General features: G+C 68.7%; 27 protein-coding genes. 11 read left to right on the forward strand and 16 right to left on the reverse strand.

Features of this window, described 5'->3' with window-relative positions:
- Positions 1-130 precede the first annotated feature (130 nt).
- Positions 131-1,939 (forward strand): DEAD/DEAH box helicase, encoded by a 1,809-nt coding sequence (locus tag E3O48_RS01210; RefSeq protein ID WP_134537024.1) that lies wholly within the window; start codon positions 131-133, stop codon positions 1,937-1,939.
- Between the two features lie 84 nt (positions 1,940-2,023).
- Here the strand turns inward: E3O48_RS01210 and E3O48_RS01215 are convergent, their stop codons facing one another.
- Entirely contained in the window at positions 2,024-2,620 is a 597-nt protein-coding gene (locus tag E3O48_RS01215) for a TetR/AcrR family transcriptional regulator (protein WP_134537025.1), read from the reverse strand.
- 202 nt (positions 2,621-2,822) lie between these two features.
- Here E3O48_RS01215 and E3O48_RS01220 point away from each other — a divergent pair, with 202 nt between their 5' ends.
- Genes E3O48_RS01220 through E3O48_RS01230 form a run of 3 tightly spaced genes read left to right on the forward strand, consistent with a single transcriptional unit; the run spans position 2,823 to position 4,590 of the window.
- Positions 2,823-3,419, forward strand: coding sequence for a DUF6230 family protein (locus E3O48_RS01220; protein WP_134537026.1), 597 nt, complete (start codon positions 2,823-2,825; stop codon positions 3,417-3,419).
- Positions 3,410-3,904, forward strand: a complete 495-nt coding sequence (locus E3O48_RS01225) for a DUF6114 domain-containing protein (protein WP_241982349.1) — start codon at positions 3,410-3,412, stop codon at positions 3,902-3,904. The genes E3O48_RS01220 and E3O48_RS01225 overlap by 10 nt, the downstream gene beginning before the upstream one ends.
- Entirely contained in the window at positions 3,901-4,590 is a 690-nt protein-coding gene (locus tag E3O48_RS01230; RefSeq protein WP_134537027.1) for a hypothetical protein, read from the forward strand. Before E3O48_RS01225 ends, E3O48_RS01230 begins: the two co-directional genes overlap by 4 nt.
- An 88-nt stretch (positions 4,591-4,678) precedes the next feature.
- Here the strand turns inward: E3O48_RS01230 and E3O48_RS01235 are convergent, their stop codons facing one another.
- Positions 4,679-5,392 carry a DUF4386 domain-containing protein gene (locus E3O48_RS01235; RefSeq protein ID WP_134537028.1) on the reverse strand — a complete coding sequence of 238 codons (714 nt, stop codon included), beginning with the start codon at positions 5,390-5,392 and terminating at the stop codon, positions 4,679-4,681.
- A gap of 71 nt (positions 5,393-5,463) precedes the next feature.
- Positions 5,464-6,891, reverse strand: coding sequence for a DHA2 family efflux MFS transporter permease subunit (locus E3O48_RS01240; RefSeq protein WP_134537029.1), 1,428 nt, complete (start codon positions 6,889-6,891; stop codon positions 5,464-5,466).
- Positions 6,892-6,965: 74 nt separating this feature from the next.
- On the opposite strand from E3O48_RS01240, the gene E3O48_RS01245 reads away from it, so the two are divergent.
- From E3O48_RS01245 to E3O48_RS01255, 3 genes are all read left to right on the forward strand, one after another.
- Positions 6,966-7,571 carry a TetR/AcrR family transcriptional regulator gene (locus E3O48_RS01245; protein WP_134537030.1) on the forward strand — a complete coding sequence of 202 codons (606 nt, stop codon included), beginning with the start codon at positions 6,966-6,968 and terminating at the stop codon, positions 7,569-7,571.
- Between the two features lie 83 nt (positions 7,572-7,654).
- Positions 7,655-7,975, forward strand: coding sequence for a thioredoxin family protein (locus tag E3O48_RS01250; RefSeq protein WP_134537031.1), 321 nt, complete (start codon positions 7,655-7,657; stop codon positions 7,973-7,975).
- 91 nt (positions 7,976-8,066) lie between these two features.
- A complete protein-coding gene (locus E3O48_RS01255) occupies positions 8,067-9,647 on the forward strand; it encodes an alkaline phosphatase PhoX (protein ID WP_134537032.1) in 1,581 nt (526 codons plus the stop codon).
- Here E3O48_RS01255 and E3O48_RS17490 read toward each other — a convergent pair.
- The 7 genes from E3O48_RS17490 to E3O48_RS01285 form a co-directional block, all read right to left on the reverse strand.
- Positions 9,644-9,811, reverse strand: coding sequence for a hypothetical protein (locus tag E3O48_RS17490; RefSeq protein ID WP_166788577.1), 168 nt, complete (start codon positions 9,809-9,811; stop codon positions 9,644-9,646). The genes E3O48_RS01255 and E3O48_RS17490 overlap by 4 nt on opposite strands.
- Positions 9,795-11,021 (reverse strand): Dyp-type peroxidase, encoded by a 1,227-nt coding sequence (locus E3O48_RS01260; protein ID WP_134537033.1) that lies wholly within the window; start codon positions 11,019-11,021, stop codon positions 9,795-9,797. The genes E3O48_RS17490 and E3O48_RS01260 overlap by 17 nt, the downstream gene beginning before the upstream one ends.
- Positions 11,021-11,554 (reverse strand): copper chaperone PCu(A)C, encoded by a 534-nt coding sequence (locus E3O48_RS01265; RefSeq protein ID WP_134537034.1) that lies wholly within the window; start codon positions 11,552-11,554, stop codon positions 11,021-11,023. The genes E3O48_RS01260 and E3O48_RS01265 overlap by 1 nt, the downstream gene beginning before the upstream one ends.
- Positions 11,555-11,627: 73 nt before the next feature.
- Positions 11,628-12,209 (reverse strand): copper resistance CopC family protein, encoded by a 582-nt coding sequence (locus E3O48_RS01270; RefSeq protein WP_134537035.1) that lies wholly within the window; start codon positions 12,207-12,209, stop codon positions 11,628-11,630.
- Positions 12,210-12,368: 159 nt separating this feature from the next.
- A complete protein-coding gene (locus E3O48_RS01275) occupies positions 12,369-13,004 on the reverse strand; it encodes a hypothetical protein (RefSeq protein ID WP_134537036.1) in 636 nt (211 codons plus the stop codon).
- A gap of 79 nt (positions 13,005-13,083) precedes the next feature.
- Positions 13,084-13,593: a hypothetical protein gene (locus E3O48_RS01280; protein WP_134537037.1), complete on the reverse strand. Its 510-nt coding sequence runs from the start codon at positions 13,591-13,593 to the stop codon at positions 13,084-13,086.
- Positions 13,590-14,147 carry a hypothetical protein gene (locus E3O48_RS01285; protein ID WP_241982350.1) on the reverse strand — a complete coding sequence of 186 codons (558 nt, stop codon included), beginning with the start codon at positions 14,145-14,147 and terminating at the stop codon, positions 13,590-13,592. The genes E3O48_RS01280 and E3O48_RS01285 overlap by 4 nt, the downstream gene beginning before the upstream one ends.
- A gap of 149 nt (positions 14,148-14,296) precedes the next feature.
- Between E3O48_RS01285 and E3O48_RS01290 the strand changes: the two genes are divergently transcribed.
- On the forward strand, positions 14,297-14,674 hold the full coding sequence (locus E3O48_RS01290) for a metal-sensitive transcriptional regulator (RefSeq protein ID WP_134537038.1): 378 nt from the start codon (positions 14,297-14,299) through the stop codon (positions 14,672-14,674).
- A gap of 22 nt (positions 14,675-14,696) precedes the next feature.
- Here the strand turns inward: E3O48_RS01290 and E3O48_RS01295 are convergent, their stop codons facing one another.
- Genes E3O48_RS01295 through E3O48_RS01310 form a run of 4 tightly spaced genes read right to left on the reverse strand, consistent with a single transcriptional unit; the run spans position 14,697 to position 17,437 of the window.
- Positions 14,697-15,461, reverse strand: coding sequence for a sulfite exporter TauE/SafE family protein (locus E3O48_RS01295; protein ID WP_134507296.1), 765 nt, complete (start codon positions 15,459-15,461; stop codon positions 14,697-14,699).
- Entirely contained in the window at positions 15,458-15,769 is a 312-nt protein-coding gene (locus tag E3O48_RS01300) for a rhodanese-like domain-containing protein (protein WP_134537039.1), read from the reverse strand. The genes E3O48_RS01295 and E3O48_RS01300 overlap by 4 nt, the downstream gene beginning before the upstream one ends.
- On the reverse strand, positions 15,766-16,071 hold the full coding sequence (locus E3O48_RS01305; protein ID WP_134537040.1) for a hypothetical protein: 306 nt from the start codon (positions 16,069-16,071) through the stop codon (positions 15,766-15,768). The genes E3O48_RS01300 and E3O48_RS01305 overlap by 4 nt, the downstream gene beginning before the upstream one ends.
- A 4-nt stretch (positions 16,072-16,075) precedes the next feature.
- Positions 16,076-17,437, reverse strand: coding sequence for a rhodanese-like domain-containing protein (locus E3O48_RS01310; protein ID WP_134537041.1), 1,362 nt, complete (start codon positions 17,435-17,437; stop codon positions 16,076-16,078).
- Between the two features lie 169 nt (positions 17,438-17,606).
- Between E3O48_RS01310 and E3O48_RS01315 the strand changes: the two genes are divergently transcribed.
- Together E3O48_RS01315 and E3O48_RS01320 are read left to right on the forward strand one after the other, a co-directional pair.
- Complete coding sequence (locus E3O48_RS01315; protein WP_134537042.1) at positions 17,607-17,975, forward strand: co-chaperone YbbN; 369 nt, start codon at positions 17,607-17,609, stop codon at positions 17,973-17,975.
- 47 nt (positions 17,976-18,022) lie between these two features.
- Positions 18,023-19,297: an MFS transporter gene (locus tag E3O48_RS01320; protein WP_134537113.1), complete on the forward strand. Its 1,275-nt coding sequence runs from the start codon at positions 18,023-18,025 to the stop codon at positions 19,295-19,297.
- 23 nt (positions 19,298-19,320) lie between these two features.
- Here E3O48_RS01320 and E3O48_RS01325 read toward each other — a convergent pair whose 3' ends face one another.
- A complete protein-coding gene (locus tag E3O48_RS01325; protein ID WP_134537043.1) occupies positions 19,321-20,691 on the reverse strand; it encodes a HAMP domain-containing sensor histidine kinase in 1,371 nt (456 codons plus the stop codon).
- Positions 20,688-21,377: a response regulator transcription factor gene (locus tag E3O48_RS01330; protein ID WP_134537044.1), complete on the reverse strand. Its 690-nt coding sequence runs from the start codon at positions 21,375-21,377 to the stop codon at positions 20,688-20,690. Before E3O48_RS01330 ends, E3O48_RS01325 begins: the two co-directional genes overlap by 4 nt.
- Positions 21,378-21,516: 139 nt before the next feature.
- On the opposite strand from E3O48_RS01330, the gene E3O48_RS01335 reads away from it, so the two are divergent.
- A complete protein-coding gene (locus E3O48_RS01335) occupies positions 21,517-22,293 on the forward strand; it encodes a DUF2202 domain-containing protein (protein ID WP_198413001.1) in 777 nt (258 codons plus the stop codon).
- The last annotated feature ends 76 nt before the right edge of the window (positions 22,294-22,369 follow it).

The raw sequence follows: 22,369 nt of genomic DNA on the forward strand, positions 1-22,369 counted from the left end.
GGCGGTTCAGGCGAATACCGGAACTGTAGTACTGACCTTGCGTCTCCGGGAAGGCCCCCGGCGGATAAATCAGGTCGATTGCCCGGAAGCGGTCACCGGGCGACCACCCGGACGCGATACCGTTGGTAGTATGACGCCCCCTGATACCACCACGCCGCGTGAGGCAGACACTGCCCCCGAAGCGAAGACTTTCTCCGACCTCGGGCTCAATGATGCAATGCTCAAGGCACTCAAAGACGTCGGATACGAAACCCCCTCGGCCATCCAGGCCGCCACCATCCCCCCGCTCCTCGCCGGCCGCGACGTGGTCGGCCTCGCCCAGACCGGAACCGGCAAGACGGCCGCCTTCGCGCTGCCGATCCTGTCCCGCCTCGACCTGGCCCAGAAAACCCCCCAGGCGCTCGTGCTCTCGCCGACCCGTGAACTCGCCCTGCAGGTGTGCGAGGCATTCGAGAAGTACGCCGCCCACATGCGCGGCGTGCACGTGCTGCCCGTCTACGGCGGACAGGGCTATGGCGTTCAGCTCTCCGCGCTGCGCCGAGGCGTGCACATCGTCGTCGGCACGCCCGGCCGCATCATGGACCACCTCGAAAAGGGCACGCTCGACCTGTCCCAGCTGAAGTACCTGGTGCTCGACGAGGCCGACGAGATGCTCAAGATGGGCTTCGCCGAAGACGTCGAGACGATCCTCGCCGACACCCCCACCGACAAGCAGGTCGCCCTGTTCTCGGCGACCATGCCGGCGCAGATCCGGCGGATCTCGAAGAAGTACCTGAACGACCCCGAAGAGATCACGATCAAGAACAAGACCACGACCTCCGCGAACACCACGCAGCGGTACCTGATGGTGTCGTACCCGCAGAAGGTCGACGCGCTCACCCGCATCCTCGAGGTCGAGAACTTCGAGGGCATGATCGTCTTCACCCGCACCAAGAACGAGACCGAGCTGCTCGCCGAAAAGCTGCGTGCGCGCGGCTACTCCGCCGCGGCCATCAACGGCGACGTGGCCCAGGTGCAGCGCGAGCGCACGGTCAACCAGCTCAAGTCGGGCAAGCTGGACATCCTGGTCGCAACGGATGTCGCCGCGCGCGGCCTCGACGTCGACCGCATCAGCCACGTTGTCAACTACGACATCCCGATCGACACCGAGTCGTACGTGCACCGGATCGGCCGCACCGGCCGCGCCGGGCGCAGCGGCGCCGCGATCAGCTTCGTCACGCCGCGCGAGCGTCACCTGCTCAACGCGATCGAGCGGGCGACCCGTCAGCCGCTCACGCAAATGCAGCTGCCGAGCTTCGAGGACGTCAACGTCACCCGCCTGGCGCGGTTCGACGACGCCATCACCGAGGCCCTCGGCCAGGCCGAACGGATCAGCGCGTTCCGCGACATCATCGGTCACTACGTCGAGCACCACGATGTTCCCGAAGCGGATGTCGCGGCAGCCCTGGCGGTCGTCGCCCAGGGCGAGACTCCCCTGCTGCTCACCCAGGCGGATGCCCGCGCACAGCGGCCCGAGCGCGCCGACCGCGGCGACCGTGCTGAGCGTGCCCGCGCCGACGCCGGTCGCGGCGACCGCCGTGACGACCGCGGCGAACGCGGAGAGCGCGTCGAGCGAGTGGAACGACGCCCGCGCGACAACAACCGGGCGATGGCCTCGTACCGCATCGAGGTCGGCAAGCGCCACAAGGTGGAGCCCCGCCAGATCGTCGGCGCCCTCGCCAACGAGGGTGGCCTGAGCCGCGAGGACTTCGGTCACATCCAGATCAACCCGGAGTACTCGCTCGTCGAGCTGCCCGCCGACATGCCCGGCGATGTGCTGGGCCGCCTGGAGAACACCCGCATCAGCGGCAAGCTGATCGAGATCCGCGCCGATGGTGGCGGACCCGTCCGTCGGGAGGGACGCGCCGAGCGCCCACCGCGCCAGCCGCGCCGCGACTGACCCCGTTCGGCGGACGCTTCACCTGCGGGTGGAGCGTCCGTCTGTTTAACGGGGGTGACAGGTCGGGGCCGGACGGGACGCTGGCTAGCCGGCCGGGGCGACGGACGCGGCGATCGCCTTCGCGCTGCGCTCCAGGAACGACACGATCTCAGCCGAGGGCATCTCGGTATTGAGCGCGCTCTCGATGAGGATCTCCTCGACGAAGGCGACCCAGGAGCGCATGGCGATGCGGAGCATGTCGGAATCCGGGAAGCCGAGTTCCAGCAGGACGTCGATGACCCGCTGCCCCTGCAGGGCTCGGGCCTGGTCGACGACGTCCCGCACCTCCGTGTCACCGCTCGCGACGCCGCGAACGAGGGAGTAGAACGTTCCCCGGTGATCGCGCACGAAACGCACGATCCGCTCGAGGGTATCCCGCAGCCGGTCGTCGGGCGGGAGGTCGGCGGACGGCTTCGTCGCACGGAGCATGCTGTCCCTGGCGGTGCGCACGACCTCTCGGTGCATCCCCTTCTTCGAGACGAAGTAGTGGAAGAGCAACCCGCGCGACACTCCCGCCTCGGCGGACAGATACTCCATCGTGAGCGATTCCAGGGGGTGATCGGCGAGCGAGGCCACTCCGATCGACACGAGCTGGGCGCGCCGTTGTTCGGGGCTGAGCCGGGTGCGTCGATCCGCTTGCATGAGTCGAGCCTACCGGCCCGGGGGGTCGGTGCCACGGCCGCGCGAGCCCGTGCCGCCGTGTCGGTTTCCGCGCACGCCCCGGCCCCGATGAAGGGCAATTACCCCCATTCGCGTGACAGATCACCCTGATCCATGCAACTCTTATTAGCATCTTCGTCAATAACGACGAGGCGGCCACCCTGGCCTGGATCAAGGAGGATCTATGACCATTTCCCAGCTCACCGGCTCGTATCCCGGCCGGATCGTACTGGCCGCGGTTCCCGTGGCGGTCGCGTCCACCCTGCTGCTGGCGGGGGTCGCCCAGGGCGCGGTGCCCGTGTCATTCGCGGTGTCCGGCAGCCAGTTCCAGATCAGCGCCTCGCAACTCGACGGCACCGGCTTCTCGCAGTACGCCGGGGTCACCGACGACACGGCCGGCGATCCGCACCAGGTGGCCATCGCCAACATCACCTCCGCGAGCCTGGCCGACCTGTGCCAGTCCGTGGTGACCGACACCCCGCTCGGCAAGGTCGGCATGCTCATCACGGCGGGCGGCGGCGGCAAGCCGGCGACCGCGACCGACCTGCAGATCGGCATGACCGACCTCAAGGGAGACTCGACCTTCGGTAACATCCGCATCGGCGTGGACGCGTCGACGGTCAATACCGCGCCCAAGGGCTCGGCGGGCGATTTCGCCCAGGATGCGGACACCATCAAGATCGCGGGCCTGCAACAGACCGCCTGGAGCACCCAGGCCTCGGTGTTCACCCTCACGGGCATGCATCTTGAGCTCACGGACGGGTCCAAGGGATGCTTCTGACCAGGATTGCCCGTCCGGACGTGGCCGAGCGCGTGACGACCTCGCCGTGGGCGGCCTTCCGAGCCTGGCGCCGCGGCAGGCCGTTCGCGGGCGGCGTGCTCACCTCGCTGGCGGGTGTGGAGATGTTCTTCTCCGGCCAGCTCGACGTGGGCAAGATCCACGTGCAGGTCGGAATCGAGGGCCTGCAGGCGACAATCATCCCGCTCCTGCTCGTGCTGCTCGGCATCCTCGCGGTGACGATGCCAGTGCACCGCATCTTCTACGGTGTGATCGCACTGTCGGTGTCGGTCTACTCCCTGATCGGCGTCAACCTCGGCGGGTTCTTCATCGGCATGCTCCTCGGCGCCATCGGCGGGGTACTGACGGTGGCGTGGCTGCCGAGACCGCGTGCACCGCGCCAGCCGGGCGCCGAAACGCCGGCGTCCGACGCCGACGCCGGGCACTCGCCGGCGGAGCCGCCCCCGCTCGTGCGGCGCCGCCGGTGACCGCCGGTACGGGCCGCACCCGCGCGCCTGGCACCGGGCTGCTCGCCGTCGTCTTCCTCGTCTCGCTGTCCGGGATCGGGGCGGCGCGGGCTCCCGCATCATCCGGATTCTGCCTTCCTCCGCTCATGGAGTGCAGTTCCCCCGCTCCCCCGGCACCGCCACCAGCCCCGGTGCCGAGTCCGCTCAGCGACCTGCCCGGAGGCCTCGGCACGGTTCAGGGCACGGCGCCGCCCGGCCCCGCGGCACCGGCCGCGCCGGCCGTGGCGGATGCCGGCGCTCCCACGTTCACCCTGCCGGCCGCCCAGCTCGGAGGATCGTCGATCTCCTTCTCCGGGATCACCGCCGTGAGCGTCGTTACCGTTCCGCTCGCCGACGGCAGCCGCACCCCGGTACTCAAGCTCGAGGCCGACGACATCGTCATCGACGACTTCCTTCTCGACGTGCGGAAGGCGACCGGCCCGTCCCTGGTCACGAATTCCGGGCGGATGGAGCTGCGCGGCAACGTGAAGGTCTACCTGGACTCCGTCACCGGAACCCTGCTCGACGGCGCTGCGTTCACGCTCGGCGCGGCCACCCCTCCCCCGGGCGACGAGTTGCCGCCATCGCTGCTCAAGGTGCACCTCGGTCTCGTCGGAGTGACCGCGAATTCGATCACCCTGACGCCATCCCACCAGCAGATGCACTGAGCCATACCCGCTGCGGCGGCACCGGGGCCGAGGTCATCGCCCGCGCCTGCCCCCCTGGAGAACACCCGCGGACTCCGACCTCAAGGGATTATTCCGCACGCGCGGGAAGCCGGCGGCCCCTGATCAACAGCCAGAAGATCAGCGCCACCTCGCCCACGAAGAGGAACTGGCCGAAGACGGCGGTGAAGCCGTCGACGAGCAGGGTACCGACAGCATCCGCCAGATAGCCCGTTCCGGCCACAGAGAGCAGGATGCCGAAGATCCGCGCCATGAACCCCGACCGGTAGGCCAGGTAGCCCACCAGGAGCAGGTGAATACCGAAGAGGCCGAGGCCGGTCACCCAGATGGTGGTGAACGCGTCGATCGAGTTGAGCGCAGCGACCGGGTGGTCCAGGAGCGTGTACGCGGTCACGAGCCGACCGATGGCCACCATGAAGACGGCGGCGAAGACCACCCGCGCCCAGGCGGCCACCGCCGACACGACCGGGTTCACCGGCCGGAACAGCGCGTACAGCGCACCGGCCACGATGACGTCGAGAATCGTCACGACGAACAAGCTTGCGATGCCGGCGAGGAACAGCGGCGCCGACTCGGCGATGTCCCGGGCTGTTCGTTCCGCGTCCCCCGGGGTCACAAGAGGAACTATGGCGCCGAAGTTGCCCAAGCCCGCCAGCACCGCCATCAGCGCCAGGGCGATTCCCGCGACCAGGCTCGCCATGCGGGGCGGCCAGCCCCTGAAGTCCACTGTCACGGGGTGTGCTTTCCCGTCGATCTCGCCGGCGGCCTGTCGGATTGCGGTCATCGTAATCTCCATCTCCTGATAAACTTATGTTGTAAGTAAAATACCGCTACGCCGTAAGCGTGTCAACCGGCTCAGTGCATGAACCGGGGAGTATCGGTGGCCGGCTTCCCGGCCGGCACAAGCAGCAGCGATGCCAGGGCGGCCGCGGCCGCGGCGACTCCCGCGGTCACAAAGGCCGCCACGAACCCGTCGACGGTCCGCGGTGAGGCGAGACTGCTCGCGGCGACGACGGACAGGGTTGCGACACCGAGTGCGGCGCCGAGTTCGTGGAAAGTGTTGATCACCGCAGAGGTGATCCCCAGCTCGTCCGGCTGCGCCTGCGACATCGCGGTCGTCGTGGCAGCGACGAAGGATGCTCCCAGACCCACGGCCGCGACGCTGACGCCGGTGATCAGGAGCGGGACCACGTCCACGGTGAGCGCCGCCATCCCCGTGCCGATCGCGGCGAACACGAAGGCGCTCGTCGCAACCGCTCGGCCGCCGGCATGGGAGACCAGTCGCCCAGACCGGTGGGCCCCGGCGAGGGTGGCCAGGGCGACCGGAAGGAAGGCCAGCCCGGACACCAGCGGCGACCATCCATGGTGGTTTTGGAGAATGAAGGACAACAGGAAGAAGCTGCCGACGAGCAGCGCGCTCGCGGCGAGCATGACCACGATCCCCGCCCGCACCGGGCGCCGGGCCAGGATTTCGAGATCAAGCAGCGGATCAGCAACTGTGCGTTCGCGCACGATGAACAGCGCGAACAGCACCACTGCCGCGATGATCAGGGCAATCCCGCCCACTGGCTGCCGCGTGTCGCCGATGCTGGTGATTCCGTAGATCAGGCTGCCCACGCCCAGCGTCACGAGGACCGCGCCGACCAGGTCCATCCGCCGATCGGAGCGGAGAACCGTCACGGCCGGAACGACGAGGGGAAGCACAATGGCCACGACAACACCGACGGGGATGTTGATGAAGAAGATCCAGCGCCAGCCCGGCCCGTCGGTGAGGAGACCGCCCACGAGGACGCCGGCGGCCGCGCCGACGGCCCCGACGGCGCCCCAGATGGCCAGCGCGCGGTGACGCTCCGCCCCGGCGAATCTCCTGGTCACGGTGGCCAGGGCGGAGGGAGAAAGCAACGCCGCGCCGATGCCCTGACCTGCTCGCGCGAGCAGGAGGGCCGCCACAGAACCGGCGAAACCCGCGAGGAGTGACGAGACGGTGAAGAGAATCAGACCGACCAGGAAGACGCGCCGGGAGCCCAGGAGATCAGATAGCCTGCCTCCGAACAGCAGGAGACCACCGAAGGGAATGACATAGGCGGTGATCGCCCAACTGGCGGAGCCGCTGTCGAGGCCCAGTTCCCCCGCAATCTGCGGCAACGCGATATTGATGACGGTGATGTCGAGGATGAGCATGAACTGGGCCGCACAGAGCAGCAGCAGGGCAAGCCAGCGCCCCCGCCCTGGCGCCGCCTGGGTTTGCGGGTGGATGCGCTGCACAAACGATGGATGCGACATGAGTCCTCCTAAATCAAACATTAATGTACGAGATACTATAACCCCAACATATCTGTTTGAGATAGAGTGATGTCATGACCACAGCAACGGCAGATCGCCCCCCCCGAGCCGACTCCCAGCGAAATCGCGCGGCGATCCTCGACGCGGCCCTGTCCTGTCTGGCGGCGAACCCGCGGGCGAGCATGGCAGAGATCGCCCAATCCGCCGGAGTCGGGCGAGTGACTCTTTACGGCCACTTCTCATCTCGCACGGAACTCATCGAGGCCGCCGCCGCCCAGACCATGCACCGCGCCGAAGCCCGGCTCGCCCCACTGGACCTGAACGGAGATCCCCGCGAGGCACTGGAGCTGCTCGTCACCTCCTCCTGGCGGATCGTCGACGACTCCCGCGGGATCATCGCCGCCGCAGAGGCCGAACTGGGCACCGACCGCGTCCGCGACCACCACGACGAATCCATGCACCGGGTGCAGCGGCTGATCGAGCGGGGCCAGGCCGCCGGGGTCTTCCGCACCGACCAGCCCGTCGAATGGCTCACCGCGTGCTACTTCGCGATAGTCCACGGCGCGGCCGCCGAGATCCGAGCCGGACGCCTGAACGAAACCCAGGCGGCCGCGTTCCTTCCCGCCACCATCCTTGCCCTCGTCACGGAACCGGCGGAGCGGCTGCCGCGCGCGGATTGAAAGAGCCCGCTCCCCCCGCCCGGACCCTCCGATCGACCGGCCTGCTACAGCAGCGTTGCGACGGCAGGGGGCAGAATGGGGGTATGAAAGCCGAGATTCTCTATATCCCCGACTGCCCGAACTCGGCCGCTGCCGGGGTCGCACTCCGGGACGCGTTGAACGAGACCGGGCACTCCGACGTCGTGATCGATTTTCACCTGCTGACCTCCAGCGATGAGGCCGCGCAGGTTCCGTTTGCCGGGTCGCCGACGATTCTGCTGGACGGAGTCGATGCATTCCCGCCGCGTGCGCAGGTCACCGACCTTGCCTGCCGGGTCTATCGAACCGACCAGGGACCAGCCGCAGTGCCCTCGGCGAACGACCTCATCGACGTGATCCGCGAACGATCGGGCACCGCGCGCTGATTCTGCTGTTCAGGTCCCCGTCACCAGGCGGACACTTCGGGCGACTTGTCTGGTCTGCGGGTTGGGCACAGGCCCCCACAAGGAGGACACGATGAAGTACACGAAAATCGGTGTGACCACGGCAGTGGGCCTGGGACTCGGCCTGGCGGTTCTCACCGCAGCCACGCTTCCTGCGACCGCAACCCCGGACACCCCCAAAGCCGGCGTCGCAGCGAACTCCGCCTTCGGCATCCAGAACAATGTTCTCGCCGCGGGCCTTGAGCAGAGCCCGGTGGCCTACGGCCAACTGCCGTTGACCAATCCGAACGGCGGAATCTCGCACTACGGCTACAACACCTCCAACGGCGGTCCGCTGACCCAGGATGCGAAAGAGGCGTTCAAGACCGAGCCGGACAAGAACGTCTACCTCAACTTCGGCGGGAAGCACTACCTGTTCCAGGGTCACGAGGGAGGACCGCAGGGGTACGTCACCCGGGTCAACCTTGACGAAAAGGACCTCGCCAAGCGGGTCACCCTGATTGCCGACACCCGGTCCGACGGGGCCGCCGTTCCCACCTTCGACGGCATCACCTGGGATCCGTTCACCCACCAGCTCCTCCTGGCCGCTGAGGCCGCGGCACCGAAGGGTGGCGTCTTCGGCATCACCCTCGACGACAACGGCGACCCGGTCGACGGCAAGATCGTCCCCCTCCCGGCGCTCGGTTCCGGCGGCTATGAGGGCATCCAAAATGACTCAGCAGGCAATGTCTGGCTGGTCGAGGACATCGGCGGCGCCAAGTCTGCCGGCGGCAAAGTGCCCAACAGCTACGTCTACCGGTTCACGCCGACGAAGGCGGGCGACCTGTCCACCGGCACCCTGCAGGCCCTGCAGGTCAGCCGCACCGACGGCTCCGCAGTCACGGCCGAACAGTTGGCGGACAACCCGTCCGACCAGTTCGTCACCGACCTGCACAGCTACGGTGCATCGTTCGATACGAAGTGGGTCACGGTCACCCCTGGCGCCGACAACGGCGCGACCGCCGCGGCGGCCGCGGCCGGCGCGACCCCGTTCAAGCGCCCCGAGAACGGCGTCTTCCGCCCGGGCACCAAGTTCGGCGAGTTCTACTTCACCGAGACCGGGGACACCGACACGCGCAGCACCCTCCCCGGAGCCTATGGCGGCGTGTTCCGCCTGAGCCAGTCCTCGCCGACCGCGCAGACCGGCAAACTGTCCCCTGTCTTCCTCGGCGACGTCGAACACACGGGCCTGGACAACATCCAGTTCGCGACCAGGGACAAGCTGCTCGTGGTGGAAGATGCCGGCGACTTGCTGCACACCCAGCGCGACGCCCTCGACTCCGGCTACCTGCTGGACCTGGCCAGGAACGGCAAGAAGGGTCCGGAAGCCGTGCGCTGGCTGGCCGAGGGCCGCGACGCCTCCGCGACCTACGATCACAACACCAGCCCCGGCTACAACGACGGTGACAACGAGATCACGGGCATCCACGTCTCAAACGGCGACGCAACGGCCGAGGGAATCCTCGGCGCCCAGATCCCGCAGCTGATGACCGGCGAATGGCGCACGTTCTGGACCCAGCAGCACGGCGACAATGTGACCTGGGAGTTGCACACCGCGGCCGACGCGGACTCGCACGGCGCCGACCGGCACGACGGCAAGAACGACCGGGACTAGGCGCCGCCCAGCCCGCTCCCCACGATTAGGACGATGCCCCGGTTGCCGCCAGCGACCGGGGCATCGCTCTGCGCCGGGCAATCGACCCCGACGATCCGGCGGCGACGAAGTCGGGCGACACTGGTGCCGATCGCGGCGGCGAAGGCGCTAGAAGAGAGTGTCACCGATGTAACCGCCGGGCGAACACCCCGGCGGGATCGCGAACACGGCGGACCCGATCGGGGTGGTCCACTGGTTGAGCAGGTCGAGTGTGTCGAGGCGCTGCTGGAGGGGAACGAATTGACGGTCCACGTCGGACTGGAACGAGACGAAAAGGAGGCCGGAGTTGGAAACGCCCTCCCCGGCGGGCACCTCGTCGTAGTTGTAGCCGCGCCGGACGATCCGCTCCGCCCTGTTCTCCGACCGGGCACGCCGCAGGTGGGAGTACTCGGGAATGATCGGGAACCCGAGCGGTGTCGTCGCCGTGAGATCCGGTTCGTCTTGTTCCTTCGTGCCGGTCAGCGGCGCCCCCGTGGCCAGTGTCCGACCGAGAGCGGATTCGCGGCCGGCGCGGTCGAGCCTGTCCCATTTGTCGAGGTCCATGCTGATCCGGCGGAGCACGAAGCCCGTGCCTCCGGCCAGCCAGCCCGGGTTGTCGGCGGTCGCCCAGACCAGCCGCTCGAAATCGTCCGTGCCGGGGACCGGGTTCACGGTGCCATCGACCTGGCCGAACAGGTTTCGCATCGTCGTTCCCGGCTTCTCGGAGCCCGATGCTCGCCGGAACCCGGTCTGAACCCAGTGGATCGTGGCAAAGGAACGCAGGTCTTTGAGGAGCATCCGGGTCGAGTGCGCAATCGTGACCGGATCGTCGGCGGCGACCTGGATCAGGAGATCGCCGCCGCTCCACGCCGGGTCGAGCCGGTCGACGCCGAAGGCGGGCAGGGGCCGCAGCCAACCGGGCGCCTCCCCCGCCGCGCGTGACACCAGGCCGGGTCCGAAGCCGAAGGTGATGGTCAGGCGCGCGGGGGTGACCGCGAGTTCGGGCTCGGAGTCGGCCAGTGCGCCCTCGCCCTGGGTGAGGCGGGCCGCGTCCCCGGTCAGGATGCGCATCATCCGGGTGAGCGCAGCGCGGTCGACGGTGTCGCGCAGGTTCAGCGCGACCAGGCTGGCGTGGGCCTGGGGCGGTGTCTCGATGCCTGCCTGGTGGAGGCCGAAGAAGTGCACGGTCTCCGCGCCGTTGAGCGGCACAACAACGGCTGACGACGACGCTCCGGCTTTGCCGGCGAGATCGATGCCGACGGCTCCGGCCGCGCCGATTCCCGCGGCGGCACCGCCCAGGAGGAGGTGCCGTCTACTGAGTCCCCGAGCCGTCGATGGCTGCTGGCCGGCGGTCATTACTTCTTCGTGTCCATGGTCTTCGCGCCCGAGTACGTCTCGTTGGCGCCGGAGTAGTCCTTGGCCGCCGCGGCAAACCCATGGGTGGAACCGTCCGAGAGTGTCAGGATGACTGTGATCTCGTCGCCGGCTTTGATCGGTCCCGTCAGCGCCATCAGCATGATGTGATTGCCGCCGGGAGCGAGTTCGAGGGTACCGCCGGCCGGCACGACGAATCCGTCCTCCTTCCTCTGCATGACCATGTCCCCCGTGTCGTTGGGGACGGTCTCGTGCAACTCGAGCATGCTCGCCGCCGGGGACTCGGCCGATACGACGGTCACGTCCTCCGTGCCCGAGTTTTCGAGGATACCGAAGCCGGCGGACATCCCGGTATCTGCGGCCTTCACCCAGGCATCCGTGACGCTCAGCGTGTCTGAGGCCGCCGTCGGTGTCGGGGTCGCCGGGCCCGCGCCGGTGCCGGCACAGCCGGTGAGGGCGAGGATCAGGACGACGGCGCAGATGGCGAGCCGACCGGTGATTGTGCTGGTCTTCATGGGGAGGTCTCCTTGGTGGCGCGATGGTGTTGGTGTCGGTTCGGCGGTCCCGCGGTGCGGGGCCGGAGGAGATTCAGGGTTGGCGGCGGCCCATTCGCCTCCGAACAAGGAACGAGACGAGCGCGAAGAGCGCGATTCCGGTCGAGGCGCCGATGATCCCGACGACGACGGTGGGGATTCCGCCGTCGACAACGGTGTCCCCGGCCGAGTCGACCACGGCCGGTTTCGCGGTCGCGGTCGTCGGCACGGTGGAGTCCGTCGGCGCGAGCGCTCCGACCGAGAAGGCGAAGGCCCCGGAAACGGGATGCCCGTCCGCAGAGACGACCCGCCAGCGCACCTGGTAGGCACCGTCAGGGGCTCCATGCTTGAGCGTCTGGGTGGCCTCGATCCCCTCGAGCCGCACCTTCCCGTCGGTCCAGTCGGTGCCGTGGCCGTCGACGACGAGGACGACTGCACCGATGCTCAGCACGTCCTCGGTGAAACGCAGGGTCACCTCCGTCGGCGCGGCCGTGACCTGCTGCCCGTCAGCGGGAGTCGTCGACAGGATCTGGTCGTGGGCACTCGCGGTCACCGCGGAGTTCACGACGAGGAAGAGTGTGAGGGCGACGGTCGCGAGGGCACCGCCTGCCCAGCGGGATCGTGTGGGGTCGGACATGGTGAGCCTCCGGGGTCAGCGGCGCGAGCAGGCTCGCAACCGGTCATGCGGGTTCGGAGCACCGATTGCGCGGGCCGGCCCGCCGGTTCGACGGGAGGGACGGCTGCGGCGTTGCCGACTGTCGCGGCGGCGCAGGGTGCGGGGTGATCCGAAAAGAGGTCAGAAGGCGATGCGTGTCGCCGGAGGGCCACGGCGGGTGAGGCTTGACCGCAAGAGGTCGAACGGAGTCGGCACGAAGTCATCGGCCGCGACGACGGGGGCCCACGCGGCGCGTACGGCTACGGGCACGAGGTCGCCGCCCCAGTGGAGCACCACAGCGAGGCCCGATGCTGCGAGATCGACGAGGAACCAGAAGGCCTTCTCGCCCCGGTGAAGGGCGAGGATCGTCAACACCGCGGCGGCGCCGTGGGCGGCCCACATCCACGCGTCGACACCCACGGCCCCTGCGGTGGACATGGCCATGGAGTCGACCGCGGCCACGGCACCGGGTGTCATCGTCACGGGAGGGTGGTGGCCCGACCCGGCCATGACGAGCGACGTTGCGCCGCCGGACCCAAGGCCGAACAGCAGATGGAAGACGATCTGGCTGAATGCCACGGAGAACGTCGACCGCAGCACGGAGAGGGTCTTCCCCGCCAACGCGACGCAGGCCATGCCGGAGAACGCCAGGGCGAGCACCAGGCTCATCAGCCCCGGCGCCGCGCCACCGGCCACGAGGTGGGAGAAGGCCGCCACGAACACGGCGAAAGACGCCGTGAGCCAGCCCCGGACGAACCTCCCCCACCGTGACGACATCTGATCTCCCGAACGATGAATCTTCTCCGATTGGAGAATGTCCTGCTCCGACAACCCTAGCGAGTCGAGCTTCCGGAGGCTATCTGCCGGAGGAGTTCGGGAAGAGCGGCCGACAAGTTGTGCAGACTTCACCGTCGGCACCCGCCATCTCGGAACGATCCCGGCCGGCCACGGCGCGGTATTCGCTCGCGAGCCGCTCGAGCAGCGCCCAGACAAGCAAGGCGATCGCGGCGACCGCCACGACCGGCCGAACGAATTCGGCCAGCAGCGGCACCGTGGTGCGCAGGTCGGTCGAGAGATAGATCGAGATCATACCGAGCACGGGCCAGCGCAGATCGCACATCGTCGCCGCCGCGCCGATCGGGGCGTCGAAATACCCGGCGACGATGAGGCCGACCAGGCCCGACCCCGCGGCGACGACAAGGTAGCCCCACCACGAACCGGGGAACGTGACCGATCCACCGGCGAATCCCACGGTGCCCGAGGCGACCACCAGCGCACCGACCACCAGGGCGGAGACGCCGCCCGCGATCATCCGCCGCCTGGCGGGCCAGGTTCGCAGTTCTGTGAACGCGCCGGCAATGTTCATGCGCTCACTGACTCCCGGTCCGGCTCGGCCGCGGCGAGGCCGCAGGAACTCTCCCGGGTGAGGCGCGCGTGCAACGCCCAACCGAGCAGGACGATGGATGCCCCGGCGAGGTACGGCTGCACCGGCTCGAAGAATTGCAGCGCCCCGCTTGCCCCGAGGGCCAGGAGCACGATCTTGTTGCAGACGGGGCACCCGACCGCGAAGAAGGTGATCATCCAACCGGCCAGGCCGAGGCGCCCCTCCGAACGACTGGGCGTCGCCCCGTCCGGGTAGGCGACGTAGGTGGCAGACACGAGCCCGGCGAGGATCGCGCTCACGGCGAGCACCGGCCAGGACCAGGCCGTCGGGGCAACCTCGCGGGCGAAGAACGGCGTATCGATGAGGTCGGTGGGAATCGCGATCACCAGGTAGGTGCCGACCGCGGCGGCCAGGGCGACCCACCAGCGGCGAGCCGGCCAGCGGCGAAGGGACCCGCCCGCGATCAGGAAGGAACCTGCCAGCCGTGACGCCGGCGACCGTCCCGGGTCGACGGCGGCGGTTCGTATACTCTGCATCGCTGGCCTCATCACAGGGTGGAAGTGAATACCGGAAAAGAATCGATACCCTAAGGGGTATTTTATACCGTACGGGGTATTCTGTTGAGGGTCAACCTCGACCGGGTACCCCTTCCGTCGACACCACATCACCAGCACAGGAGCACCGAATGGGATCGTCACCAGACTCCGCGCCGCACCCTGCGGGCCCCTCGGCATCCCCCCGCGACCAGCCGACCGCTGCCGCCCCCGCACCGACGAAGCCCGACGACCTGCGCAAGACCGTCAACCGGCTCAAGCGCGCCCAGGGACAGTTGGCCGCGGTCATCGCCGCCGTCGAATCCGGAGCGGACTGCCGGGCCGTTGTCACCCAGCTCGCGGCGGTGTCCAGCGCAATCGGCCGCGCGGGCTTCACGATCATCTCCACCGCGATGAAGGAATGTCTCACCGACACCGGCACAGACACAGGCACGGGCACGGGCACGGATGGCGCCAGGAAGCCGCTCCGGGTCGAGGAGCTCGAGAAGTTGTTCCTGGCCCTCTCCTAGCCCAGCTGCGCAGGATGCACGGCTAGCCGATCAGCGCCTGCACGGCCACATAGACGGCGACGCCGAGCACCAGGACAGCGAAGCCCCGCTTGAGGACCGTATCGGACAGGCCTCGACCGAGTCGGCCCGCCACCAGGGACGCGGCCATGGCAGATGCGGCGAACGCGCCCGTGACGGCCCAGTCGATCTGGACGTCGCCAAGGTGGGCGGCGAATCCGGCGACGGAGTTGATGAGGATGATGACCAACGAGGTGCCGACCGTCACGCCCATCGGCAGGCCGAGGACCAACGTGAGCGCCGGCACGATGAGGAATCCCCCACCGACGCCGAGCAGTCCGGTCAGAAACCCGACAACGGCACCCGTGGCCAGTGCTCTGGGCAGGCAACTGCGCCAGTGGACGCCTCCACCGGGAAGGGCGCAGGGCCCCCCGGCCGACCTGGTCGGCAGGAGCATCCTCACGCCGGCGATGACCATGATCACGGCGAATGCCCCGAGCAGCACCCGCTGGTCGAGCATCCGGTTCACCATCGTACCCAGGTAGGCGGTGGCCACACCGGCCGCGCCGACGATGATGGCAAGACGCCAGTTCACGCCGCGCCGGAGCCGCGGGAGCACCGCTACGGCAGATGCCGCGCCCACCACGATCAGGGACGTCGGGATGGCCTCCGACAGCGGCAAGCCGACGCCATAGACGAGGGCGGGGACAGCGAGAATCGACCCACCCCCGCCGACCAGGCCCAGCAGCGCCCCGACGATCAGGCCCAGGACGAGGGCAGTGACGATCACGGAAGCTGGGGCAGAACCATTGGGAGGCCGACGGCCGCCCACTCGAGCATGCCTCCCGTCATCGTGTGCGCATCGAATCCTGCCTCTGCCAGGTGGTCCGCGGCGGCGGCGCTTCGACGCCCGCTCCGGCAGACGAGAATGACGGGCCGGGTCGATTCCAGAGCCGCGTGGCTGTCGGGGATGAGCCCCAGCGGGATGTGCCGAGCGCCGGGAATCATCCCGTCGACCAGTTCTTCGGCTTCCCGGACGTCGATGATCTGGGCGTCAGCAAGCCGGGTGGAAACCTGCTGGGGGGTGAGTTCCATCATGAATGCCTTTCTAATGAGGGGTCGGTGCGGTATCTCCACCACAGGACCCCGGTGAGCCAGGCCAGCGCAAAGACGCCGATCAGGACGCCGTCCGCGCTGTCGAACAATGCCATTCCGGCCGTGAAGACGACGGGGAGGACCATCGCGGCATACCAGGGCAGGTTCGGCGTGAGCACGCCAGCAGGCAGGACGAGGGCGAACAGTGCCCCCCAGCCGATCAGGTGGAGGGCACCCACGGCCGCACCCCTGCCGAGGAGGCTTCGCTTCTCGGCCGGGTGGAATGCCGTTCGGAGCACCGACACGGTGCTAGACGGTTTGCTCGGCCATCGGCAGTCCGGCCGCTTCGGCATCGCCGAAGGACGCGTCGACGTGCACGACGTCCCGGCCTGCGCGCTGCAGAAGGCTCGCGGCGACTCCGGCACGGTAACCGGACCCGCAGTGGACCCAGATCGTGCCGGCCGGGATGTCATCCATCCGGGAGAGGAGCTCGTGGAGGGGCACGTTCATCGCGCCGAGCAGGTGGGAGTCGCCGAATTCGTCGGTGCGTCGCGTGTCCAGCAGGACGTCGCCGGCGGCGCGGTCGCGCAGCAGTTCTGTCCAGCCCACGCGCGGGTACGAGGCGACCGGGGCGTCCGGGGCCAGGGCGTGCGGCTCGGTGCCGATGGCGGCGTCCGGCGAGTCGATGCCGATCCGGGACAGGTCACGGATCGCGTCCTCGACGTCGGCGTGCGCGCCGACGAGGGTGAGCTGCTCGTTCCAGGGCAGCACCCAGCCGAGGTAGGTGGTGAAGTTGGAACCGTTGCCGTATTCAAAGCTCACGGCACCCTGCAGGTGGTTGCTGGAGAATGCGACCCGGTTGCGCAGGTCGACGACCCATTCGCCGTCGGCCAGCCTCCGGGCCAGTTCGGCGGCATCCAGCGACTCGGGCACCTGGAGGTTCGCCGGGCCCGGACCCTGGGTGTTGGCCGGGGCCATGTGCGCATAGTACGACGGGTAGGCGGTGAGGTTGGCGATCAGGTCGGCGACGAAGTGCTCCTCGTCGGCGTCGGTCAGGGCGTGGTTGGCCGTGAGCTGCTCGCCGATGGTGGATGAGCCGGCTCCGGTGGCGGGGCCGCTGGAGCAGAACGAGCCGAAACCGTGCGTCGGGAACAGCGCGGCGTCGTGTTCGGCTTCGTGGACGAGCCTGCGCGCGGACGCGTACTGGTCGTGGGTGAGCCCGACCGTGTCCGTGGCGGCAACCAGGTCGGTGCGGCCGACAGATCCGAACAGCAGGCTTCCCCCGGAGAACACGGCCTCGGTGGTGCCGTCGCTGACAATATACGAGACGTGGGTGTGCGTGTGCCCGGGGGTGGCGACGACGGTGACGCTGAGGTTGCCGACCTGGATGACCTGGCCGTCCGTGACCGGTTCCCGGTCGAATTTCACCGGGTCGGCGGCGTTGACCAGGTACTGTGCGCCGTGCGCCCTGGCGAGCTCGTAACCCCCGGTCACGTAGTCGTTGTGCAGGTGGGTCTCGGCGACGTGCGTGATCACGACCCCGGTCTCGCGGGCGACGGCGTCCACCCGGTCGGTATCACGCTGCGGGTCGATGACCAGCGCGACAGCGCCGTCATGCACCAGGTAGCTGCGGTCTCCCAATTGCGGGGTTTCGATAACGATGACATCCATGGTTCGAAGTCCTCCAGGTCTCAATGCGGATCGGTCCTACCGTTCACAACATACCCCCGGGGGTATCAAATGGCAAGTCGGACACCCCCACCCCGCCCTCGTACTCACTCCGGCAGCAATACCCCACCGAGTATTTGCCATAATACCCCATAGGGTATATTGTGGTCTCATGGCTACCATTGACATCACCGAAAAGACGTTCGACGAGACCATCACCGACAACAGCATCGTGCTCGTGGATTTCTGGGCCGGCTGGTGCGGCCCGTGCCGCATGTTCGCGCCGACCTTCACTGCCGCGTCGGTGAAACACCCGGAAATCGTGTTCGCCAAGGTCGACACCGAGGCCGAACAGGGTCTGGCCGCCGCGGCCGGCATCCGTTCCATTCCGACCCTGATGGCGTTCCGCGACAAGGTCCTCGTGTTCTCCCAGCCCGGAGCGCTCAACGCCGCCTCCCTGGACGAGGTGATCGCCGGAGTCCAGAATCTGGACATGGCGGCCGTACACGCCAGCGTCGCCGCCCAGCAAGCCTCCGCCTGACGCGTCGGCCGCCACGCAGTATCGTGAGCCTCCCCGCAGCCCCCAGGATGCGCCGTGATGCGGCGCGCCGCCCGGCTGAGCTGGGACTGAAGCAGAACCTCGCCCAGTTCCTGCTGCTCGTCGCCGTGAACGCGCTCGTCGGCGGCACGCTCGGCCAGGAGCGCACGGTGTTGCCGCTCCTGGCCGATCAGGTCTTCCACCTGGACCGCTACACGAGCGCCCTGACCTACATCATCGCCTTCGGCCTGGCGAAGGCGGGCACCAACTACTTCGCCGGCACCCTCTCCGACCGCTACGGTCGCAGGCCCGTGCTCATCGCCGGCTGGCTGATCGCCATCCCTGTACCTCTGCTGCTGATCTTCGGGCCCTCCTGGGAGTGGATCGTTGCGGCCAACCTCGTGCTCGGGATCAGCCAGGGCCTGACCTGGTCCACCACCGTGATGATGAAGATGGACCTCGTCGGTCCGGAGCGGCGCGGATTGGCGATGGGCTTCAACGAGGCCGCCGGATACCTCGGCGTCGCCGGCACCGCGCTGGCCACCGGATACATCGCCTCCACGTCCGGGCTTCGCCCCGGCCCGTTTCTCCTCGGCGCCGCCTTCATCGCCCTGGGCCTCGGACTATCCGTCGCCTTCGTTCGGGAAACCCACCACCATGCCAGGGCCGAGGCGGCCTCCCACGTCTCGGCGCACGCCGACGCCGGTGCCTCGCTCACCAACCGCCAGGTGTTCACGCTCACCAGCTTCCGGGACCGGTCCCTGTCCTCGGTGAGCCAGGCCGGCCTGGTCAACAACCTCAACGACGGCCTGGCCTGGGGACTGTTCCCCATCCTCTTCGCGGCGGCCGGCCTCAGCATCGAACGCATCGGCATCCTCGCCGCCGTCTACCCTGCGGTCTGGGGCGCCGGCCAGCTCATCACCGGCGGTCTCTCCGACCGGATCGGCCGCAAATGGCTGATCGTGGGAGGGATGCTCGTCCAGGCCGTCGCGCTGGGCCTGACCGGTGTCGGCCAGGGTTTCGGCATCTGGCTGGCTGCCGCGGTGTTGCTCGGGGCCGGCACCGCCATGGTCTACCCGACCCTGCTGGCGGCCATCGGTGATGTCGCCCACCCCGAATGGCGCGCTCGCTCCGTGGGCATCTACCGACTGTGGCGTGACGGCGGGTTCGCAATCGGCGCCGTGCTCTCCGGGCTGCTCGCCGACGCTTTCGGCATTCCCAGCGCCATCCTGGTCGTGGCGGCCCTCACTGCCGCGTCCGGTGCGGTCGTCGCCGTGCGCATGCGCAGCAACGACTACGTTGAGATCCAGCATCTGGCGACGTGAACGGGCGGGACATGACGTGACCCCTAGCCTGCGGGGGCAGCCGTGACAGGCAGCCGGATGGAGATGATGGTTCCCTCGCCGGGCACCGACGTCGCCTCGATGGTGCCGCCGTGGCTGCTCACGATCTCACGCACCAGGGCCAGGCCGATCCCTGAGCCGGCGACCTGCTCCGCCGCGCGGCCCCGCCACAGCCGGTCGAAAACGTGCGGGAGTTCATCCGGCGGAATGCCCGGACCGCTGTCAGCGACCCGGAGCACCGCCTGGCCGTGCTCGAGCGTGACCGTCAGTGCTACCCCGTCCCCCGGTCGGCAGTACCGGGCGCTATTGGCCAGCAGGTTGCCGACGGCCTGATGCAGGCGGTCGGCATCCGCCCGCACGAACGCGGGCCCACCCGGGTCGACAGTCAGATTCAGGTCCGCCGCCCGCAGCTGCGGCTCTCGGAGGGCGGATTCGTCACGGGCGATCTGCGCGAGGTCGACGGTGGAAAGGCGCATGGACAGCCCGGCGGTCTCCACCGCCGACAGCTCGGCCAGGTCGGCCACCACCCTCCCCAGACGGAGCGATTGGTCGTGCAGGCCGGCGAGGCCTTCCGGAGTGGGCTGCACCAGTCCATCGCGCAGTTCCTCCAGCCCCGCCTGCAGCGCCGCCAGCGGGGTGCGCAATTCGTGGGCCACGTCGGCCGTCAGATTCCGCCGATCACGATCGGACCGCACCACCGCATCCGCCATCCCATTGAAGGCAACGGCCAGCTCGCCGAGCTCGCCCGGCCCCGGACCGGCTGCACGCGACTCTCGGTCCCCCGCGGTGAAGGAGCGTGCCGCATCGGTCATCCTCCGGATCGGCCGGACGAGCAGCCGAGTCACCAGCCAGCTCGCACCGAGTGCCACGATGAGCGCGACGACCGCGGCCATCGCGATCCACGACCAGGCGACGTCGACCACCCGGGTTCCGGCCATGGCGCCGAAGTTCACCCGGACCGTGCCGACCTGGCCGCCATCGCTGAGGATCGGCGCGGTGACGACGTTCTGGCTCATTCCGGCCCCCTGGCCCATTCCCTGACCGTTGGGGCGTCCGCCGCCGGATCCACTGGTCTGAACCATGTTGCCGTCCAGGTCGAGAACGGAGAGCCGGGCCGGCGCGGCGTCGGCGATCGCGATGGCCCGGCTCAGATCGGCCCGGTCCCAGCCACCGTCCCTCCGGTAGGCGTCGGCGGCGGCTGCTGCGGCTGCTGCTGCGATCTGCTCACGGTCGGCCTGCTCGGCCACCTGCACTCCCCGATCCACACCGATCACGGCCGCCCCGGTGAGCACGAGCACCGATGAGACGGCGACGAGGACGAAGGCGAGCAGGAGCCGCCGCCCGAGCGGCCCCAGTCCCAGGCCGACGGGGGTCACGGTGTCTCGTCCTGGCGAAGCCCGAGCCGGTAGCCGACGCCGAGCACGGTCTCCACCACGTCGGCTCCCGAGGCGCCGAGCTTGCGCCGGAGATTCTTGATGTGGGAGTCGATCGTGCGCTCGTAGCCCGCGTACTCGTAGCCGCGCACCCGGTTGACGAGTTCGTACCGCGAGTACACCCGGCCGGGCGCGGCGGCGACCGCGGCCAGGAGCCCCCATTCGGTAGGGGTCAGGTCGAGCAGTGCGCCGTCCAGCCAGGCCTTGTGTGACCCCTCGTCAATGCGAAGGCGGCTGTTCCCGTAGCTGACCGGACCGGCCTCGCCGGGCAGGCCGCTGTAGCGGTGCATCACGGCCTGCACGCGGAGCACCACCTCGGCGGGACTGAAGGGTTTGGTCACGTAGTCGTCCGCGCCCAGCTCGAGCCCGTGGATCCGGTCCTCCGTTGTGCTGCGGGCGGTCAGGACGATCACCGGCAGGTTACCCATTCCGTGGATCTCCCGCAGAATGTCCGTGCCGTCGATGTCGGGAAGGCCGAGGTCGAGGATCACCAGGTCGGCCGAGGCAAGCAGGCGCAGCGCCTCCGCGCCCGACGAGGTCGTGAGCACGGAAAACCCCGCCCGTTCCAGGTAGCGGCGGAGCACGTCCCGGATGTCGCGCTCATCCTCGACGACCAGCACTGTTGGCATGACTTCACCCTATCCGTCAGGTCAGGCACGGATGCCGCGGCGCCGGATCTCCACGCGATCTCCACACGCCCGACAGATCCCCTGCACGCGGCGGAGGGATCTTGTAGGGAGAAACAACCCCAAGCCCAAGGAGCACACCATGCGCAAGAGAATCATTGTCACCACGGCGATCGCCAGCGGAGTCGTCATCACCGCCCTCATTGCCACGCCGAGCATTGCGGCCATGAACCGGGGCGGAGACGCCCAGGGACCCGGCCCTGCAGTGACCAGCAGCCAGCCGTACGCCCATTCCGACGACATGCCCGGCCAGGCCGGCAACATGCACCGCGGCATGGGCGACAGCGCCGGTACCGGCATGGGCATGGGCATGGGCATGGGCGACGGTGTCGCCGACGGCACCGGCCCCGGCCCCGCAAACGGTGCCGGCATGCGGGGCGATCACGAACCCGGCCAGGGAATGGGAACCGGCATCGCCGACGTCGCCAGCGGCACAGTGACGGACGAGCAGAAGGCCGCGCTCACCGCGATGGCCGCGGAGGAGAAGCTGGCCCACGACCTGTACATCACTTTCGCCGAGAAGTACGACGCCACGGTCTTCAGCCGGGTGGCGCAGTCGGAGACCAAGCACCTCGAGGTCGTTCGCACGCTCCTCGAGCGCTACGACATCACCGACCCGACCGTCGGACTGGAAGCAGGAAAGTTCCCGACCGATGCCGCCCAGAAGCTCTACGACACGCTCCTCAGCCAGGGCTCGGTCAGCCTGGACGCGGCGAGGGAAGCGGCCCGCACGGTCGAGACGACGGACATCGCCGATCTGACGGCAGCCTGGGAGGGAGTCACGGCTCCTGACGTGCTCGCGGTGTACGCGAACCTGCTCGCCGCCTCGCAGCACCACCTGACCGCATTCGGCGGCTAAACGGGAACACCACCCGTGAGGGGCGTCCACGACCGTGGACGCCCCTGACCCCTGTCCGCGAGGATCGGAGCCGACC

The organism is Cryobacterium sp. HLT2-28 (assembly GCF_004402495.1).
In the GTDB taxonomy this organism is placed as follows: Bacteria; Actinomycetota; Actinomycetes; order Actinomycetales; family Microbacteriaceae; genus Cryobacterium; species Cryobacterium mannosilyticum.